The sequence below is a fragment of the Micromonospora sp. AP08 genome (genome assembly GCF_008085935.1).
In the GTDB taxonomy this organism is placed as follows: Bacteria; Actinomycetota; Actinomycetes; order Mycobacteriales; family Micromonosporaceae; genus Micromonospora; species Micromonospora chersina.
The window spans coordinates 66,440-85,377 of sequence record NZ_VSEZ01000011.1 but is presented as its reverse complement, the minus strand read 5'-3'; the positions used below and the strand labels follow the sequence as shown (position 1 = coordinate 85,377).

Below are 18,938 nucleotides of genomic sequence, written 5' to 3'. Positions count from 1 at the left end.
GCGCCCCGCAGGGCGTCGCTGGGCGGGCCGGTTGCGCCGCAGCAGCACGTTCGCCCGCCAGGTGCTGCTGGTCCGGGTGGGCCGCCGGGACGGCGACGCCGTCACCGGGACCGACCTGGTCACCCCCGACCACCGCTGGTCCGACCGCCAGCGTCTCCGCTACGGGCGGTACGACGCCGAGGTCGAGGCCGTCATGCCGGTCAGCCCGGCGCTCGGCCCGGCGGCGCCGGTCGACGAGTCGCCGGCGATGTCGATCCCGCTGCTGCCGGGCGAGCGCACCGCCGCCCGCCGGGCCAAGTTCGCGCTGGTCAACGCCTGCACCCTGAGCAGCCTCATGCTCGGCATGCTGGCGATCTTCCTGGCCATGCAGGGCGAGGTCCGGGTCGCGGCGCTCTGCCTGATCGCCTGCGTCGCGTTTGACGGGCTCGACGGGGCGCTGGCCCGCAAGCTCAACGTGGCGAGCCCGTTCGGCGCGCAGATGGACTCGCTGGCCGACATGTGCTCGTTCGGTCTCGCCGCCCCGGTCGTGGTCTACGCCTCGCTGGCCGGATCGGTGCCGCCGGCGGCCGCCGCGGTCGCCTGCGCCCTGGTCGCGGCCTGCGCCGCGATCCGGCTCGCCCGGTTCAACGTCTCGCCCAAGGACGGCCGGTTCTTCTGCGGCGTGCCCACCACCATGGCGGCCGCCGTGCTGGCCCTGACCGTGGCGATCGGGCTTCCGGTCTCCGGGCTGGTCATGGTCGCCGGCGTGGCGCTGCTCGCCTTCGCCATGGTGTCCAGCTTCCCCTACGCGAAGCTTGCCCGGCTGCTGAAGCTGCCGCCGTGGCTCTGGCTGGCCCCGGTGGTCGGCGCGCTCGTCGACATCCGGCTCACCTTCGCCCTCGTGGTCGTGGGCTACCTGGTCAGCGGCCCGCTGCTGTGGCTGCACCAGCGCCGCACCGCCTGACCCGTACCACCGAAAAGGGGCGCCGCTGCAGCGGCGCCCCTTTTCGCGTCCCTCCCCGGGATCAGCTCCAGCGGGCGATGACCGTCGAGCCGCCGACGACCTTGTCGCCGGGGCCGACCAGCGGCTCGGCGGCGTCGGCCGGCAGGTAGACGTCGGTGCGCGAGCCGAACCGGATCAGGCCGAAGCGCTCGCCCCGGGCCAGCAGCGCGCCGACCGGCGCCCGCTGCACGATCCGGCGGGCGATCAGCCCGGTCCGCTGCGCGACGACGACCGTGCCGTGGTCGGTGTCCAGCACCGTGTACGCCGCCACGTTGTGCTCGGCGTCCGGCTTCATGGCGTTGACGAAGCCGCCGTCGGCGACGAAGTAGTCGACCACCTTGCCGGCCACCGGCGAGCGGTTGACGTGCACGTCCAGCACCGAGAGGAAGACGGCGATCCGCAGCCACTCCCCGTCGCCGAAGCGCTCGTCGTGCAGCCGCTGCACCGACAGGACCTGGCCGTCCGCCGAGGCGACCACGGCCGACGGGTCCTCCGGCACGTCCCGCTCCGGGTCCCGGAAGAACGCGGCCACCGGGCCGGCGGCCAGCGCCGGCAGCAGCCACAGCTTGGACTTCGGCCGGGCGGCCCGGGCCAGCGCGGCCAGGCCGAGGGTGATGCCGGCCGCGGCCACGCCGTTCGAGTCGATGTGCATGCTCCAGGTCAGCGGCACGCTCGACGGCCGGTACGCCGGGGAGAGCGAGGCGGCCAGCGCCGCCGGCGCCGCGGTGAAGCGCAGGTGGTGCACGCGTACCGGCGGGGTGTTGCGCAGCACCAGGTCGGTGCGGACGCCGTGCAGCACCCCCTGCCGGTCCAGCTCGGCCCCGGCACCCTCGGTGCGGAACAGCGGCGCGGCCACACTCAGCACGCCGCCCTCGGCGAGGTACTTCGCCAGCCCGTCGATCGCGGTGCGGGCCTCCTCGGCGGTGCCGGTGAACGGTCCGGCCGCGACCACCACGGCGGCGGCGTCCGCCTCGGCGAGGGTGTCGACCACGCGTACCCGGTCGGCGACCCAGCGGCCCTGGGCCGTCACGTGTGCGCGGAGCGCGGCGGCGGAGGCGCCCTCCGCCGGCACGACGGTGAGCCGGTCGCCGGGGAGCAGCGCCTCGATCGCCGCGGCCAGCACCGCGGACTCCGGGGTCGCGCCGACCAGCAGGCCGGCCTTCGCGTCGTTACGCCGGGCGAACTCGCTGACGAGGGTGCGGGCGGCGCGCTCGCCGGCGCGGACCGCACCGGCGGGACCGGTGACGCGCACGGCGGGGGACTGGGTCATCTCGGACGGGCTCCTGACGAGGTAGAGACGGAAGGCGGGACCAACCCGGGGGCCCGGCCGACCGGGCGCCCCGGCCGCGACCGGTACGCCACGGGTGGGCCGGCCGACGGAGGCGAGATCTCCACCAGCCAGCATAGGCGGCGTCATCGGCGTGCCGCACCGCCGCGGTCAGCCCGGCCCGTCCCCGCCGGTACGCCGACCGCCCCCCGGCCGCTCCGCCCCCTGGTCGACGGCCGGTAGCTCCCGGGTGGCCGGCCCAGCCGCGGCTGCTCCCTCCTCATCGACCGCCGGCAGTTCGCGGGTGCCGGCGCGCTCCTCGTCGGCGGGCAGCTCGCGGGTCGCGGGCTCGGCCGCCTCCCGGTCGACCGGGGGCAGTTCGCGGGTCACCGGCTCGTCCGGCATCCCCGGCGTGGCCGGTGACCAGTGCGGCTCCTCGTCGAACGGGCGGTCCTCCCGCGCCGCGAGCGGGCTGTCGGTCACCGCGTCGGTGGCCCACTCGTCGGCCTCCTCGGCGGCCGGAGTGGAGGCGGCCGGCGTGCCCGCCTCGTAGGGGGCGGACGCGGTGGCCTCCGCCGGTTCCGGTTCCGGGTGGCGGGCGGAACGCATCGCGCCGACCAGCCCGAGGAGTCCGATGAGGATCAGCGCGCCGGCCAGGAACCAGCCCACCGGAGGCAGCGCCAGCCCGAGGATCCGGGCCAGGAGCCACCAGGCGGACAGCCCGAGGAAGGCCAGGCCGAAGGCGAACGACACGACGTCGGTGCGGTGAGCCTTCACCGGGTCACCTCCAGGTTTCCGGCGTTCACGTGGACCAGCAGGCGCAGCGTGCCGCCGCCGCGACCGTCCGGCCCGAGGTCGGTGTTCTCCCACTGGCGGCCGTTCAGCCCGCCGGTGCGCCGGCCGAAGACGGTGGCGTCACCGGCGTTGACGTCGGCCACCGTGGTGACGTCGACGTTCGGTGGCACGACCACCGTCGCCTTGCCGAAGTTGACCGCGACGGTCACCTGGGTGTCCTTCTTGTCGAAGTCGACATTGCGCAGGTCGAGCACGGCGTCGCCGAAGTTGTTCTCGTAGCGGTCGGCCAGGTCCCGGTAGTCGGCCGGCGCCCAGGTGACGTTGCCGTCGATGCCGCGGACCCGGTCGTAGGAGTCGGCGACGGTGGCGATGCCGAGCGCCGCCGCGGTCACCAGACCGAGTGCGATCAGCCAGCGGGCCCGGCCGAACCAGGTGCCCACGAGCAGCCCGAGGCCGATGGTGGCCAGCACCGCCGCGAAGTAGCCGGCCGCGCCGACCGGGAAGACGTCGAGCAGGTCGAGCATCGTGACCACGCCGAGCGCCAGGAAGATCAGCGAGAAGGTGACCGCGCCGAGTGCGGAGCGTTCCTTCGGCCGCTTCGGCGGGCGGGCCGGGCGGCCCGGCGCCGGCGGGGCGGGCGGGGTCGACCCGGCGTACGGGCCGTGCGGGGCGAACGGCGGCCGGTAGCCGCCCGGCGGCAGCGGCGCGCCCACCTGGGCGGGCGGGGGCACGGCGGCGGGCCCGCCGACGGGGAGGCCGGTGGCCGGCGCGGCGGACCAGGCCGGGGTCGGCTCGGTGACCGGCCACACCTCGCCGGACCGACTGCCCGGGACGGCCGGCGGGAATGCCGCCGTGGGCTCCGGCTCGGACCACGCCGGGCCGGCGGCGGTCGCCGCGGGCCAGCCGGTGGCGGAGACCGGCGCGGCCGGGTAGCCGGGCTCGGGCAGGGCGGCCGGTGGGTAGCCCGGCTCCGGCCGGGCAGCCGGCGGATAGCCCGGCTCGGGTCGGGTGGCCGGCGGGCCGGTGACCGGCGGCTCGCCGGACCACGCCACGGCCTCGGCCGGCGCGCCGGACCAGGGCGTCGGCGGGGTCGCCGGTGGCGGAACCGGTCCGGCGGCGGTTGGCACGTCGGGGGCCGGCGCGGCGGCCGACGGCGCCGGCCAGGCCACCGGGGGCACCGGGCCCGGCGGTGGGCCGGGAGGGGCGCCGGGCGCCGCCATCCGGGCCGCCGGGCCGCGCTGGTCGCGGTTGAGCAGCAGCGCGCCGCCGATCAGGATCACCGCGCCGAGCAGGATCGCCCGGAATCCGTTGGTGACGACGTAGCCGAAGCCGACCGCGACGACGATGCTGAGCACGATCACGGTGATCGGGGACATGCTGGACCTGCCCCGGCCGAGCATCGACTCCACGGGCGAGGCGGTGTCCCCCTCGCCGGGGATGATCAGCCACGCGGTGACGTAGACCAGGATGCCGATGCCGCCGAAGAACCCCAGCACGGCCAGGAGCACCCGCCACAGCACCGGGTCGGTGTTGGTGGCCCGGCCGATGGCCGCGCAGACGCCGGCCAGGTAGCGGCCGTCCCGGGGGCGGACCAGCCCGTACCGGGAGGTGAAGCCGGCGCCGCCGGGCGGTGGGGCGTACCCGGCGGGTGGCGGGTCGGCGAACGGCGCGCCGCCGGTGGGCGGCGGGGTGGCGCCGCCCGGCGGGGGCGCCGTGGCGTCGGCGGCGGCGGGCGCCGGCCCCGGCGGGGGTGGCGGTGGCCCGTCCTGTGCTGCCGCCCCGGGGCGGGGCGGACGGGCAGCGTCCTCGGTCATGCCTCCGATCCTGCTTCCCTGGCCGCCCGAGCGTCCTCAGGACCCGACCCTGACCCCACCCTGAGATCCCGGGACGGCGAATGTCCGGGGCGTCCCCGTGGTCCGGGGCGGTCCGGCCGTGTGACGATCGGGACGTCGGCCGCCGCCGGCACGCCGTCCCGACCCGGGAGCCTCCGATCAGCAGCACCGTGACTCCGCACCCCCCGCGCCTCTACCGGGCCACCGAGCACCGGCTGGCCGCGGGTGTGGCCGCCGGCCTCGCCGAACACCTGGGCATCTCGGTGCTCCGGGTCCGGGTGGCCTTCATGGTGCTGCTCGGGCTGAGCGGTCTCGGGCTGCTGCTCTACGCCGCCTTCTGGGCGGTCGTCCCGCCGCGGCCCGGCGACACCGCCGTCCCGCCCCGCCGCGACCTCACCCAGCTGCTGCCCTTCGTGGCGATCGGGCTGGGCGTGCTGCTGCTCCAGGTCGTCGCCTTCGACTCGGTCGGCGCGGCCGGCACCGCCGGCTGGCTGGTCGCGATCATCGCGGTCGGCGCCGGGGTGATCTGGCACCAGTCCGCGCCGGAGCGCCGCCGGCAGTGGGGCGGCTCCATGGCGGTGCCCTGGCTGGGCGCCGTGGTGGAGGAGAGCGACCGGCGCTCGTTCGTGCTCCGCTTCATCGGCGGCGGGGTGCTCGTCGCGGTCGGCATCATCGGCGTGGCGGCGGTCTACTCGCCCGCGCAGAACTTCGACGCCGTGCTCAACGGCATCATCTTCGCCCTGGTCGGGCTGGCCGGGGTGGGCGTGGTGACCGGCCCGGTGCTCTGGCGCACGTGGAACCAGCTCCGCTCGGAGCGCGAGGGCCGGATACGCGAGCAGGAGCGGGCCGAGCTGGCCGCCATGGTGCACGACCAGGTGCTGCACACCCTCGCCCTGATCCAGCGCAACGCCACCGACGTCAAGACGGTGCAGCGGCTGGCCCGGGGCCAGGAGCGGTCGCTGCGGAACTGGCTCTACAAGCCGACCGCCTCGCCGACCGAGCGCTTCGCGGCCGCGCTGGAGCAGGCCGCCGCCGAGGTGGAGGACACCTTCGCGATCACCGTGGAGACGGTGGTGGTCGGCGACCGGGAGACCGACGAGCGGGTCGGGGCGCTGGTCGCCGCCGCCCGGGAGGCGCTGGTGAACGCGGCCCGGCACGCCGAGGTACGGACCGTCTCGCTCTACGCCGAGGTGGAGCCGGAGCAGGTGAGCGCCTTCGTCCGGGACCGGGGCAAGGGCTTCGACCCGGATACGGTGGAGGATCACCGGCACGGCGTCCGAGGTTCGATCATCGGACGGATGAAGCGGCACGGTGGCCGGGCGGAGATCCGGTCCGAGCCGGGGGAGGGGACCGAGGTACGGCTGATCCTCCCGATCAGCGGCTCGGGCTCCACTGCGGAAAGGGACAAGTGACCATGGTCGAGCAGGAACCGGTCGACGGCGCGGCGCCCCGGGACGGGCGGTTGCGGGTGTTCCTCGTCGACGACCACGCGATGTTCCGGGCCGGCGTCCGCGCCGAGCTGGGCGAGCGCGTCGAGGTGGTGGGCGAGGCCAGCACGGTTGGGGAGGCCGTCAGCCGGATCGCGGCGACCCAGCCGGACGTGGTGCTGCTCGACGTGCACATGCCGGACGGCGGTGGCCGGGCGGTGCTGGAGGCGATGCGGCGTACGCACCCGCAGGTGCGGTTCCTGGCGCTGAGCGTGTCCGACGCCGCCGAGGACGTGATCGGGTTGATCCGGGCGGGCGCCCGGGGCTACGTCACGAAGACCATCTCACCGGAGGAGCTGACCGACGCGATCCGGCGGGTGGCCGACGGCGACGCGGTGTTCAGCCCGCGGCTGGCCGGCTTCGTGCTGGACGCCTTCGCGTCCCGGCCGGACGCGCCGGTGGCCGACCCCGAGCTGGACCAGCTCACCAACCGGGAACGCGAGGTGCTGCGGCTGCTCGCCCGGGGGTACGCGTACAAGGAGATCGCCCGGGAGCTGTACATCTCGATCAAGACGGTCGAGACGCACGTCTCCAACGTGCTGCGCAAGCTCCAGATGTCCAACCGGTACGAGCTGTCCCGCTGGGCCGCCGACCGCCGGCTGGTCTGACCGCGCCGGCGCGGGGCGTCACTCGGTGCGGAGCACGGTGAACGCCTCGGCCAGCCGGCCGGGTGGGAGGCCGGCGTTGTCGGCCATCGTGGTGAGCCGGTCCCGCACCCAGGTCGGCACGTCCAGGTGGGCGGTCTGCGACCGGTGCGCCTCCATCGCGGCGATCTTGCGGTCGACCTGGTCGGTCACGTCGACGACGTGGTCCGGGGCGGGCCCGCCGGCGTACCAGATCTCCCGGACCACCCAGGGTTCCAGCCCTTCGTCGAGCAGCTCCGGGAAGGCGAAGGGGTTGCGCGAGTCGGGGTAGACCGCGCAGGTGGCGGCCTCGCCGACGGCCAGGTGGTCGGGGTGGCTCGGGCCGGCCAGGTGCTCCCAGCGCCGCAGCGGCGAACTGGTCAGCACCCGGTCCGGCCGGAACCGGCGGATGGCGGCGCTGATCTGCCGCCGCAGCGCCAGGCTGGGGGTCATGACGCCGTCGGTGTGCCCGTCGAGGAAGTCGACCCGGCGTACGCCCACCGCGGCGGCCGCGGCCCGCTGCTCCGCCTCGCGCCGGGCCGGCATCTCCTCCCGCGGCGTGTCGTCGAAGCCGCCGGAGTCGCCCCGGGTGGCGATGAGGTAGGCCACCTCGATGCCCTCGTCCACCCAGCCGGCTATGGTGCCCGCACAGCCGAAGTCGACATCATCCGGATGGGCAAAAACTGCGAGGGCCCGGTGGACGTCGGGCAGCACCGGAGCGGACGCGGGGAAGCTCACGACGCCGAGCGTACGCGGGTGGTTCCGCCCCGTGTGGTCGTGTCTTACCTGTTCAGAGCGGTCCGATCCACGTCTTTCATGATCTTTTCTCAAGTATCGGCAACGTGGCGACCAACTAACGGCTTGATAACGGCACCTTCACGCAAAGGGCCGGTGAGTGTCACAGTGGCAGCACCTCACCCCCCGGTGTGAGGCACCCCGTCGGGCCCGCCGACCACGTGACGCCGCCTCCACGCGCCGGCGCGTGGCCGTCGACCCTGCGCGGTGTCTTCGCCGAAGGGTGTGGCGCCCGGCGGATCGGTACCCCTGGGGTGTCCCGATTTCCTCTGCGGTAAGCCGATGGCCCTGTGGTTCGGGTCGTCGGTGGTGTCACCCCCCAAACGTGCGTGAAACCCACGACGGAACCAGGTTAGAAAGAGGAGGCCCCTCGGAATGAGAGTCTCGAAGCGGGCGAGCGGCGCGCTCGCGGTGGGCGCGGCATTCGCGCTCGTCGCGTCCGGCTGCTCCAGCGGCAACGACGACGGTGGCAGCGCCAGCGCCAGCAAGGACGGCGCGATCGTCATCGACGGCACCCAGCCGGAGAACCCCCTGGTTCCGGCGAACACCACCGAGACCGGTGGCGGCAAGATCGTCGACTGGCTGTGGAGTGGCCTGGTCGAGTACCCCAACAACGGTGGGGCCCCGCAGAACCTGCTGGCCGAGTCGATCGACACGAGCGACTCGAAGGTCTTCAAGATCAAGATCAAGCAGAACACCAAGTTCCACGACGGCACCACCGTCAAGGCCGAGAACTTCGTCAAGGCCTGGAACTGGGCTGCGTACGGCCCGAGCGGCGCGCAGAACGCCTCGTTCTTCGCCGACATCCAGGGCTTCAACGACACCTACACCGAGGACCCGGACGGCCCGGACGGCCCGAAGAAGGCTCCGGAGCCGAAGGCCAAGGAGATGTCCGGCCTCAAGGTCATCGACGACTGGAACTTCGAGGTCACGCTCTCCGCGCCGACCGCCGTGTTCCCGACCAAGCTCGGCTACAGCGCCTTCATGCCGCTGCCGGACGCCTTCTTCAAGACCACTCCGGCGGAGTTCGGCAAGAAGCCGATCGGTAACGGCCCGGTCAGCCTCGTCTCCTGGCAGGACGACGTCGAGATCAAGCTCACCCGCTTCGACGACTACAGCCTGCGCGACAAGATGAAGATCAAGGACGTCACCGTCAAGATCTACCAGGACGACACGGCGGCCTACAACGACCTGCTCGCCGGCAACCTGGACTTCCAGCAGCAGGTCCCGGTCTCCTCGCTGGCCGGTGACAAGTGGAAGAACGACCTGGGTGACCGGGCGATCCAGACGACGATCCCGTCGACCGGCATCATCGCCTTCCCGATCTACGACAAGCGCTTCACCAACCCGAAGCTGCGCAAGGCGATCTCCCTGTCGATCAACCGGCAGGAGATCACCGACAAGATCTTCTTCGGTAACCGGAAGCCGGCCGACAGCTGGGCCAACCCGCTGACCCCGGGCGCCGAGCCGGGCAACTGCACCGCCTGCAAGTTCGACCCGGCCCAGGCCAAGCAGCTGCTCCAGGAGGCCGGTGGCTTCCAGGGCAAGCTCACCCTGTCGTACAACGCGGACGCCAGCCACAAGGAGTGGATGGAGGCCGTCGCCCAGCAGATCAAGACCAACCTGGGCATCGACGCCGTCGCCGTGGGCGTGCCGACCTTCGCGGTCTTCCGGGCGAACATCAACAACTACAAGATGACCGGTGCCTACCGGGCCGGTTGGCAGCAGGACTACCCGGACGTGGAGAACTGGATCAACCCGCTCTACGTGACCGGTGGTTCCTCGAACGACGGCAAGTACAGCAACCCGCAGGTGGACGCCCTCGCCAAGGAGGCCTCCTCGGCCCCCAGCCTCGAGGAGGCCCACAAGAAGTTCGCCGAGGCCGTCAAGCTGATCGACCAGGACGTCCCGACCATGCCGATCTACTTCAGCGGCGAGCAGTCGGGCCACTCCGAGAAGATCAAGAAGCTTGAGCTGAGCAACGTCGGTGAGCTCGACATCACCTCGGTCGAGCTCTGATCCGAACGGTCTGACCCCGGGTCGGGCTCGCCTACCGGTGAGCCCGACCCGGGGCCGTTCCGCGAGGGGGTGTACAACAAACCCCTCGCACGTTGTCGTCACCACCCGTGTCGGCAGTCCGACGCGCCCCCTGTCTGGAGGACCACCCCATGGGCCGTTATCTCTTGAGACGGCTGCTGCAACTCGTGCCGGTGTTCATCGGCACGACGTTCCTGATCTACTGGCTCGTCTGGTCGGTGCCCGGCGACCCCTTCGCCGGCAAGTGCGGCGACCGTGGTTGCTCGCCGAACTACCGGGCCATGATGACCGAGAAGTACCATCTCGACGATTCGATCTGGGTGCAGTACGCCAGCTACATGAAGAACCTTTTCCAGGGTGACTTCGGTATCACGTTCGGCGGTCGCGAGATCAGCGACATCATCGCCACGTCGTACCCCAACACCCTGAAGCTGGCGGTGGTGGCGCTCGCCATCGAAGCCGTCATCGGCCTCGGTGCGGGTGTCCTGACCGGTCTCCGGCGCAACGGCTTCCTGGACAACCTGGTCCTGATCTCCACCCTGTTCCTGATCGCGCTGCCGGTCTTCGTCATCGGCTTCGTGCTCCAGTGGCTCCTCGGCGTCAAGTGGGGCGTTATCACCCCCACCGTTTCCAACGAGATGCGGTTCAGCGAGCTGATCGTGCCGGGCTTCGTGCTCGGCAGCGCCTCGATGGCGTACATCGCCCGGGTGGCGCGGACGAGCATCGCCGAGAACCGGCGGGCCGACTACGTCCGTACGGCCATCGCCAAGGGCCTGCCCATGCGCCGGGTCGTCGGCGTGCACCTGCTGCGCAACTCGCTCATCCCGGTCGTCACCCTGCTCGGCACCGACCTCGGCGCCCTGATGGGCGGCGCGATCATCACCGAGGGCATCTTCGGCATCAACGGCATCGGCCGCCAGGTGCTCCGGGCGATCGTCACCAAGGAGAGCGCTACCGTTGTCGGCATCGTGGTGGTGCTGGTGCTCGTCTATCTCGTGATGAACCTGCTGGTGGACCTGCTCTACGCCGCCCTGGACCCGAGGATCCGCTATGAGTGACCCGAGTACCGCGTCGATCGTCTCGACGCCGCCCGCGACCATGCCGACCGAGGCCGGTTCCGGTGCGCCCACCAACGCCGGCCTGCCGGAGAACGCGAAGAAGCAGAAGCCGCGCGGCCTGCTCGGCGACGCCTGGCGTGACCTGCGCCGCAAGCCGCTGTTCTGGATCTCCGCCTCGTTCATCCTGCTCTTCGTGGTGATGGCGGCGTTCCCCTCGCTGTTCACCTCCGGCGACGCCGTCAACGGCGCGCTCTCCCGCAGCCGGGTCGAGCCGTCGTCCGACGCCTGGTTCGGCTACGACGTGCAGGGCCGCGACGTGTACGCCCGGGTGATCTACGGTGCCCGTGCCTCGATCGTGGTGGCGCTGCTGTCGACCATCGGGACCCTGCTGTTCGGTGGCGCGATGGGCATCATCGCCGGCTACCGCGGCGGCTGGGTGGACGCGCTGCTCTCCCGGATCGCGGACATCTTCTTCGGCCTGCCGTTCGTGCTCGGCTCGATCGTCATCCTGACCACGTTCAACGGCTCGGGCACCGACAACGGCGAGTGGACGATCATGGGGCTGGTCATCCTGTCCCTGACCGTGCTGAGCTGGCCGGTCGTGATGCGGCTGATGCGCTCCTCGGTGCTCGCCACCAAGGAGGCCGACTACATCGTGGCGGCCCGCGCGCTGGGCGCCGGCACCGGCCGGATCATCCTCAAGCACCTGCTGCCGAACTGCCTGGCCCCGCTGCTGGTCTACGGCACGATCATGGTCGGCTCGTTCATCGGCGCGGAGGCCACGCTGTCCTTCCTGGGCATCGGCCTGAAGAGCCCGGTGGTCTCCTGGGGCATCATGATCAGCGAGGCGCAGAACTACATCCGGGTCTCGCCGTTCCTGCTGTTCTTCCCCTCCGCGTTCCTCGTCACCGCGGTGCTGAGCTTCGTCATGCTCGGCGAGGCGGTCCGCGAGGCCCTCGATCCGAAGCTCCGATAGGGGAACTGAGTTGTCCGACATTCTCGTGTCCGAGCAGTCCGCGCCGGGCGCCGACGGATCCGGCCGCCCCTCGGGCCGCCTGCTCGAGGTCGACGGCCTGCGGGTGGAGTTCCGCACCCGGGACGGTGTCGCCAAGGTCATCAACGGGGTGACGTACCACGTCGACGCGGGAGAGACCCTCGCCGTGCTCGGCGAGTCCGGCTCCGGCAAGAGCGTCACCGCGCAGACCATCATGGGCATCCTCGACACCCCGCCCGGCTTCGTCACCGGGGGCCAGGTCCGCTTCCACGGCAAGGACATGCTCAAGATGTCCCCCGAGCAGCGGCGCCGGATCCGTGGTGAAGGCATTGCGATGATCTTCCAGGACTCGCTCTCCGCCCTCAACCCGGTTTTCACCGTCGGCTTCCAGATCGCCGAGCAGTTCCGCATCCGGCGCGGCATGAGCCGCTCGGACGCCAAGAAGCGCGCGATCGAGATGCTCGACCAGGTCAAGATCCCGAACGCCAAGGGCCGGTACAGCAACTACCCGCACCAGTTCTCGGGTGGTATGCGGCAGCGCGCCATGATCGCCATGTCGCTGGCGCTCGACCCCGAGGTGCTGATCGCCGACGAGCCGACCACCGCGCTGGACGTGACCGTGCAGGCCCAGATCATGGACCTGCTCGGCGAGCTCCAGCGGGAGCGGCAGATGGGCATGATCCTGATCACCCACGACCTCGGCGTGGTCGCCGACGTCGCGGACCGGATCGCGGTCATGTACGCCGGCCGGATCGTCGAGGAAGCCGACGTGTACGACCTGTACGCCAAGCCGGCGCACCCGTACACCCTCGGCCTGCTCAACTCGATCCCGCGGATGGACGAGAAGGGGCAGGAGCTCCGCACCATCAAGGGCCTCCCGCCGAACCTGATGAACATCCCGCCGGGCTGCGCCTTCAACCCGCGCTGCCCCATGGCGCAGCCGGTGTGCCGGGAGAAGGTGCCCCCGCTGCTGCAGTTGGGCCGCGGGCGGGCCAGCGCCTGCCACTTCGCCGAGGAGCTCGTGAACCGTGACTGAGAACATCATCGAGGTCCGTGACCTGGTCAAGCACTACCCCGTGACCCGGGGTGTGGTGTTCAAGAAGACCATCGGTCACGTCAAGGCGGTCGACGGCGTCTCCTTCGACCTGAGGGCCGGCGAGACCCTGGGCGTGGTCGGCGAGTCCGGCTGCGGCAAGTCGACGCTGGCCCGGGTGCTGATGAACCTGGAGAAGCCGACCGCCGGCCAGGTGCTCTACAAGGGCCAGGACATCTCCAAGCTCTCCGGCGGCGCGCTGCGGCGCCTGCGCCGGCAGATCCAGCTGGTGATGCAGGACCCGTACACCTCGCTGAACCCGCGCATGACGGTCGGTGACCTGATCGGCGAGCCGTTCGAGATCCACCCCGAGGTGGCCCCGAGGCGGTCCCGCCGGGACAAGGTCAAGGAGCTGCTCGACCTGGTCGGTCTCAACCCGGAGCACATCAACCGGTACCCGCACCAGTTCTCCGGCGGCCAGCGGCAGCGCATCGGCATCGCCCGGGCGCTGGCGCTGCGGCCCGAGGTCATCGTCTGCGACGAGCCGGTGTCGGCCCTGGACGTGTCGATCCAGGCGCAGGTGATGAACCTGCTGGAGAAGCTCCAGGCCGAGTTCGGCCTCTCGTACGTCTTCATCGCCCACGACCTGTCGGTCGTGCGCCACCTGTCCGACCGGGTCGCCGTCATGTACCTGGGCAAGATGGTGGAGGTCGGCACCGAGGACGAGATCTACGAGCGGCCGACCCACCCGTACACCCAGGCGCTGCTGTCGGCGGTGCCGGTGCCGGACCCGACCGTGCGGGAGAGCAAGGCGATCATCCGGCTCCAGGGTGACGTCCCCTCGCCGGTCAGCCCGCCGTCGGGCTGCCGGTTCCGCACCCGGTGCTGGAAGGCGCAGGACATCTGCGCCCAGGAGGTGCCGCTGCTCCAGATCCGGCGGGGCTCGGACCACCCGAGCGCCTGCCACTTCGCGGAGAAGCGGGAGATCGTCGCCACCCACCCGGCGGCCTGATCCACCCCGGACCGCCTGCCGGCGTCACAGCGACGCCGGCAGGCGGTTCGTCGTATCCGGCGGCTGCGCGCCGCCGGGGCCCTCACAGAGGTCCGCGGCCGGCGCGCAGCAGCAGGAGCGCGAGCTGGGTGCCGTCCGCGCCGAGCGCCTGGCGGAACCGCTCCAGGATCTCCCGCTCCCGGGAGAGGACGAGGCGGGTGCCGCCGGAGGCCATCCGGGTGGCGCCGACCTCCTGGGACAGCGCGGCCCGCTCCTGCCAGAGCGCGATGATCGTGCGGTCGATCTCGTCGATCCGCTCCCGGATCTCGCTGATCCGCTCGGCCGCCGCCGAGTCGCCGGTGCCGGTCCGGGCCGCCGCGGCCCCGGTCGGGTCACCGCCGGCGGTCCCGTCGTGCCGTGCCAGGCCGCCGCTGGACTCCACCACGTCAGTCATCATCGTCGTACCCCTCGGGGTCTCGGGCCCGGTACCCGGATCCCGGGACGGAAAAGCCCCGGGCTCCAGGAGCCCGGGGCTTTCGTAGGTCTGTGATCAGGCGCGACCCACGGCTGCCGGACTCCCGGTGCCGTAGTAAAAGTAGAAGCGCTGACCGAACACGCCGTCGAGTATGCCGACCCGCGGGGCGGGCGCGCAAGGAAACCCGCCAACAGGTGGGACGTGACGCCTTCGTCTCGTCGGGGCCGCGTGGGCGGGAAGTGTCCGGCCGTCGGCATAGACTCGCCGTGCGATGCATCCTCTCTTCGACATCCCCGCGTCCCCGCCCGCGCCGGAGCCCCGGCCGACCCCGCCGCACCGGCCCGGGGCCCGGCCGGCGGACCCGCAGGCACTCCTCGCCGGCCTGAACGGCCCCCAGCGGGACGCGGTGACCCACGCCGGCTCCCCACTGCTCATCGTCGCCGGCGCGGGCTCCGGCAAGACCCGGGTGCTGACCAACCGGATCGCCTACCTGCTCGCCGCGCGGGACGTGCACCCCGGCGAGATCATCGCGATCACCTTCACCAACAAGGCCGCCGGCGAGATGAAGGAGCGGGTGGCCGCCCTCGTCGGGCCGCGTGCGCGGTTGATGTGGGTCTCGACCTTCCACTCGGCCTGCGTCCGGATCCTGCGGGCCGAGCACGAGCACGCCGGCCTGAAGTCCACCTTCTCGATCTACGACGCGGACGACTCCCGCCGCCTCATGCAGATGGTCGCCCGCGAGCTCGACCTGGACCCGAAGCGCTACCCGGCGCGCGGCCTGGCCGCCCAGGTCTCCAACCTGAAGAACGAGCTGGTCGACCCCGACGAGTTCGCCGGCCGGGCCAAGGGCCCCAACGAGCGGGCGCTGGCCGAGGCGTACACGCTCTACCAGCGGCGGCTGCGCGAGGCGCACGCGCTGGACTTCGACGACCTCATCATGACGACGGTGCACCTGCTCCAGTCGCACCCGCACGTCGCGGAGAGCTACCGGCGCCGGTTCCGGCACGTGCTGGTCGACGAGTACCAGGACACCAACCACGCCCAGTACGTGCTGATCAAGGAGCTGGTCTCCGGCACGGAGGGCATCCCGCCAGCCGAGCTCTGCGTGGTCGGTGACGCCGACCAGTCGATCTACGCGTTCCGCGGCGCCACCATCCGCAACATCCTGGAGTTCGAGCGCGACTTCATCGACGCGCGGACGATCCTGCTCGAGCAGAACTACCGCTCCACCCAGACCATCCTCAACGCCGCCAACGCGGTGATCGACCGGAACACCTCCCGCAAGCCCAAGCGGCTGTGGAGCGACGCCGGGGCCGGCGAGCAGATCGTCGGCTACGTGGCCGACACCGAGCACGCCGAGGCGGACTGGGTGGCCCGGGAGATCGACCGGTTGGTCGACGCGGGCGACACCCGCCCTGGCGACGTGGCCGTCTTCTACCGCACCAACGCCATGTCCCGGGTCTTCGAGGAGGTGTTCATCCGGGTCGGCCTGCCCTACAAGGTGGTCGGCGGGGTGCGCTTCTACGAGCGCAAGGAGGTCCGCGACGCGCTGGCCTACCTGCGCGCCGTGGTCAACGACGACGACACGGTGAGCCTGCGCCGGATCCTCAACACCCCGCGCCGGGGCATCGGGGAGCGGGCCGAGGCGTGCGTGGAGGCGCTGGCCGGCCGCGACCGGATCTCCTTCGGCGCGGCGCTGCGCCGGGCCAAGGACGCCCCGGGCATCTCCACCCGGGCCGCCAACGGCATCGCCGAGTTCGTCGCGCTGCTCGACGACGCGCGCGAGCTGGCCGCCACCGGCACCCCGGAGGAGGTGCTGGAAGCCGTGCTGACCCGCTCGGGCTACCTGGCCGAGCTGGAGGAGAGCCTCGACCCGCAGGACGCCGGCCGGGTGGACAACCTCCAGGAACTGGTCAGCGTCGCCCGGGAGTACACCGAGCGCATCGAGGCGCTGGGCGAGGAGGACGAGCGGGCCACCCTGGCCGGCTTCCTGGAGCAGGTCGCCCTGGTCGCCGACGCCGACCAGATCCCCGCCGACGACCCCGACCACCAGGGCGTGGTGACCCTCATGACGCTGCACACCGCCAAGGGGCTGGAGTTCCCGGTGGTGTTCCTCAGCGGCCTGGAGGACGGCGTCTTCCCGCACCTGCGCTCGTTGGGCGACACCCGCGAGCTGGAGGAGGAGCGGCGGCTGGCGTACGTGGGCATCACCCGGGCCCGGCAGCGCCTCTACCTGTCCCGGGCGGTCACCCGCTCGGCGTGGGGCGCGCCGGCCTACAACCCGCCGTCGCGCTTCCTGGAGGAGCTGCCCACCGAGCTGGTCCGCTGGGAGCGCACCGAGGGGTCGTACACCTCGTGGGCCGGTGGGGGCGGCGGCGTCGGCGGCCGGGCGGACCGGGTGCCCGGCGGGCGCGGCGGCTTCACCGGGGGCACGCCCAAGGCGACCCAGCTCGCCAAGCGGCTCGGGGTCGACGCCAGCGGGCTGGCCACCGCCAGCGAGCTGAAGCAGGCGCCCAAGGTCTCGGTGGGCGACCGGGTCAACCACCAGCGCTACGGCCTCGGCCGGGTGCTGGCGGTCGAGGGGCACGGGCCGGGCGCCCGTGCGCAGATCGACTTCGGCGACCAGACCATGTGGTTGGTCCTCCGGCACGCCCCCATCGACAAGCTCTGAGCCGAGTGAGGCCCGGCCCGGCGACGTTCCGGACCGGGCCCCTCCCTCGTGCCGTGGCCGTCAGCAGGCCACGTTGATGCCCCGGGCCCGCAGGAACGGCGCCGGGTCGATCTGGTTCCACATGGCGCCCTTGTGCACCTCGAAGTGCAGGTGCGGGCCGGTGGAGTCGCCGGTGGAGCCCTCGTAGCCGATGACCTGCCCGGCCTTCACCTTGTCGCCGACGCTGACGATGAGCCGGCTCTGGTGGGCGTAGTGGGTCAGGTAGCCGTTGCCGTGGTCGACGAAGACGGAGTTGCCGTAGCCGTCGCCGGCGTCGCCCGCCTTGACCACGGTGCCCGCCGCGGCGGCGTGGATGGGGGTGCCGGCCGGCATGGCGAAGTCGATGCCGGCGTGCAGGGTGCCCCATCGCTGCCCGAAGCAGGACGTGATCTCGGCGCCCTTCATGGGGATCACCCAGGCCGGCTTCGGCTTGGTGGTCTTCTTCGGCGTGGCCGGGGCGGTCCTCGTCGGCTTCGGGCTGGCCGTGCTCGGGCTCGCCGACGGGCTGGCCGGGGTGGCCGAGGGGGTGACCGGGGCGGTCGACTCGCGGGTCGAGCGGTCGGCGCGGGTGGCGGCCTCGGCGCGCGCCTGGGCGTCGAAGTCGACCGCCGCGGGGGTCGGGGCGCCGTGGTCGACGGTGGCGACGGAGACACCGCCGAGGCCGAGGCCGAGGAGGGCCACCGCGCCGACGACGACATATGCGGTACGCCGGACCGGGCGCTGGCGCCGGTGCCGGGCGGGAGCGTTGTCCGGGGTGTTCTCGTTCTGGATGGAGCTGTCTTCCTGCACGGAAACCTTCATCAGTCGAGGGGCACGTGACCTCGAAATACTGGTGTCGGCCGGCAGGTCGCCGGGTATGGGGTTGCGCAGGGCCGGGAATCGGGAGTGGCCGGCTGTCCAGGTCCGCCCGGTCTGGGAGGTTTAGCGCCGAAAAGGATCATGATCTGCTGTGTGGCCGCTCACATCTGCCACTGTGACCCAGCAGACTTTGGGGCAAACGAAACCGCCCGGATCGGCCGATCCGGGCGGTCAACGGGCGTTACGGAGCGTCAGGACGCGGCTACCTCGCTGTAGACCGCCTCGACCTCGAGCTGGATGTCCACGCCCCGAGAGGGGTCCTTGAGCCACGCCACCGGGTCGACGGGCTGGCCCTTGACATGGATCTCGAGGTGCAGGTGGGAGCCGTAGGAGTGGCCGGTGTTCCCGACCAGGCCGAGCTGCTGGCCCGCCTTCACCTGCTGGCCCTCCTTGACGGTGACCGCCGAGGAGTGACCGTAGATGGCCTCGCTGCCGTCGGCGTGCTGGACGATCACCGCGTAGCCGTAGCCGCCGAACCAGCCGGCCTTGGTGACCGTGCCGTCGTGGATGGCCGTGTAGGGGGTGCCTTCCGGGGCGACCAGGTCGACGCCGGTGTGCAGCTTGCCCCAGCGCATGCCGTAGGGCGACTGGAAGTCGTAGCCGTGCAGGGGGAGCAGCCAGACGTCCTGCTCGGTGGCGGTCTTGCCGGCGGCGCGGTCGTCACGGGTGGCGCGGTCCGCGCTGTCGGCCCGGGCCGCGGCGTCCTGGCTGGTGATCGAGGCCTGCCTGAGCTCGTCGAGGACCGACGGGCTGACGCTCTTGGCGTCGGGGAGGGCGTTCGCGCCGAGGGCGACGATGCCGGCGCCCACGAAGGCGGTGGTCACGACCGCCGCGTAGCGGCTCCGCGGGGGGGTGGGTACGCGGCGGCGGCCGCGATATCTATCGGGCTCAGACGACAGGCGCTGGCGCACGCACACCCTCCGTTGTCGGGGATCCGATGCGACTCCGGACCGTTCGGTGAAGCTCGGTCGAACCTCCGGTGTCGCGTCGTCACCCGTCCG

General features: G+C 72.2%; 15 protein-coding genes and 1 pseudogene. 9 read left to right on the top strand and 7 right to left on the bottom strand.

Annotation, left to right across the window (positions count from 1 at the left end):
* Positions 1 to 31: 31 nt before the first annotated feature.
* Positions 32 to 943, top strand: coding sequence for a phosphatidylcholine/phosphatidylserine synthase (locus FXF50_RS19545; protein ID WP_148429916.1), 912 nt, complete (start codon positions 32 to 34; stop codon positions 941 to 943).
* 61 nt (positions 944 to 1,004) lie between these two features.
* Here the strand turns inward: FXF50_RS19545 and FXF50_RS19540 are convergent, their stop codons facing one another.
* From FXF50_RS19540 to FXF50_RS19530, 3 genes and pseudogenes are all read right to left on the bottom strand, one after another.
* Entirely contained in the window at positions 1,005 to 2,252 is a 1,248-nt protein-coding gene (locus FXF50_RS19540; protein WP_148429914.1) for a phosphatidylserine decarboxylase, read from the bottom strand.
* Between the two features lie 531 nt (positions 2,253 to 2,783).
* Positions 2,784 to 3,026 (bottom strand): annotated as a pseudogene (locus tag FXF50_RS19535) (hypothetical protein); the annotation flags it as partial.
* A complete protein-coding gene (locus FXF50_RS19530; protein ID WP_148429912.1) occupies positions 3,023 to 4,858 on the bottom strand; it encodes a PspC domain-containing protein in 1,836 nt (611 codons plus the stop codon). The pseudogene FXF50_RS19535 and the gene FXF50_RS19530, both read right to left, overlap by 4 nt.
* Positions 4,859 to 5,046: 188 nt before the next feature.
* On the opposite strand from FXF50_RS19530, the gene FXF50_RS19525 reads away from it, so the two are divergent.
* Together FXF50_RS19525 and FXF50_RS19520 are read left to right on the top strand one after the other, a co-directional pair.
* Positions 5,047 to 6,288 carry an ATP-binding protein gene (locus FXF50_RS19525; RefSeq protein WP_148429910.1) on the top strand — a complete coding sequence of 414 codons (1,242 nt, stop codon included), beginning with the start codon at positions 5,047 to 5,049 and terminating at the stop codon, positions 6,286 to 6,288.
* A gap of 2 nt (positions 6,289 to 6,290) precedes the next feature.
* A complete protein-coding gene (locus FXF50_RS19520) occupies positions 6,291 to 6,971 on the top strand; it encodes a response regulator transcription factor (protein ID WP_148429907.1) in 681 nt (226 codons plus the stop codon).
* An 18-nt stretch (positions 6,972 to 6,989) separates the two neighbouring features.
* Here the strand turns inward: FXF50_RS19520 and FXF50_RS19515 are convergent, their stop codons facing one another.
* Positions 6,990 to 7,724, bottom strand: a complete 735-nt coding sequence (locus FXF50_RS19515; RefSeq protein ID WP_255510118.1) for a PIG-L deacetylase family protein — start codon at positions 7,722 to 7,724, stop codon at positions 6,990 to 6,992.
* Positions 7,725 to 8,156: 432 nt separating this feature from the next.
* On the opposite strand from FXF50_RS19515, the gene FXF50_RS19510 reads away from it, so the two are divergent.
* The 5 genes from FXF50_RS19510 to FXF50_RS19490 all read left to right on the top strand — a co-directional run bounded on the left by FXF50_RS19510 (position 8,157) and on the right by FXF50_RS19490 (position 13,915).
* Positions 8,157 to 9,800, top strand: a complete 1,644-nt coding sequence (locus FXF50_RS19510) for an ABC transporter substrate-binding protein (RefSeq protein WP_148429905.1) — start codon at positions 8,157 to 8,159, stop codon at positions 9,798 to 9,800.
* Between the two features lie 149 nt (positions 9,801 to 9,949).
* The gene (locus FXF50_RS19505; protein WP_148429903.1) at positions 9,950 to 10,876 is read left to right on the top strand and encodes an ABC transporter permease; all 927 of its coding nucleotides are present in this window, start codon (positions 9,950 to 9,952) and stop codon (positions 10,874 to 10,876) included.
* Positions 10,869 to 11,852 (top strand): ABC transporter permease, encoded by a 984-nt coding sequence (locus tag FXF50_RS19500; RefSeq protein ID WP_148429900.1) that lies wholly within the window; start codon positions 10,869 to 10,871, stop codon positions 11,850 to 11,852. The genes FXF50_RS19505 and FXF50_RS19500 overlap by 8 nt, the downstream gene beginning before the upstream one ends.
* Before the next feature lie 25 nt (positions 11,853 to 11,877).
* Complete coding sequence (locus tag FXF50_RS19495) at positions 11,878 to 12,906, top strand: ABC transporter ATP-binding protein (RefSeq protein ID WP_107076493.1); 1,029 nt, start codon at positions 11,878 to 11,880, stop codon at positions 12,904 to 12,906.
* Positions 12,899 to 13,915 carry an ABC transporter ATP-binding protein gene (locus FXF50_RS19490; RefSeq protein WP_148429898.1) on the top strand — a complete coding sequence of 339 codons (1,017 nt, stop codon included), beginning with the start codon at positions 12,899 to 12,901 and terminating at the stop codon, positions 13,913 to 13,915. Before FXF50_RS19495 ends, FXF50_RS19490 begins: the two co-directional genes overlap by 8 nt.
* 82 nt (positions 13,916 to 13,997) lie before the next feature.
* Here the strand turns inward: FXF50_RS19490 and FXF50_RS19485 are convergent, their stop codons facing one another.
* On the bottom strand, positions 13,998 to 14,351 hold the full coding sequence (locus FXF50_RS19485) for a chorismate mutase (protein ID WP_148429895.1): 354 nt from the start codon (positions 14,349 to 14,351) through the stop codon (positions 13,998 to 14,000).
* 289 nt (positions 14,352 to 14,640) lie between these two features.
* Between FXF50_RS19485 and pcrA the strand changes: the two genes are divergently transcribed.
* On the top strand, positions 14,641 to 17,040 hold the full coding sequence (gene pcrA, locus FXF50_RS19480) for a DNA helicase PcrA (protein ID WP_148429893.1): 2,400 nt from the start codon (positions 14,641 to 14,643) through the stop codon (positions 17,038 to 17,040).
* 60 nt (positions 17,041 to 17,100) lie between these two features.
* On the opposite strand, the gene FXF50_RS19475 is transcribed toward pcrA, so the two are convergent.
* Together FXF50_RS19475 and FXF50_RS19470 are read right to left on the bottom strand one after the other, a co-directional pair.
* Complete coding sequence (locus FXF50_RS19475; RefSeq protein WP_148429891.1) at positions 17,101 to 17,880, bottom strand: M23 family metallopeptidase; 780 nt, start codon at positions 17,878 to 17,880, stop codon at positions 17,101 to 17,103.
* Between the two features lie 248 nt (positions 17,881 to 18,128).
* The gene (locus FXF50_RS19470; RefSeq protein WP_148429889.1) at positions 18,129 to 18,848 is read right to left on the bottom strand and encodes a M23 family metallopeptidase; all 720 of its coding nucleotides are present in this window, start codon (positions 18,846 to 18,848) and stop codon (positions 18,129 to 18,131) included.
* Positions 18,849 to 18,938: the final 90 nt, after the last annotated feature.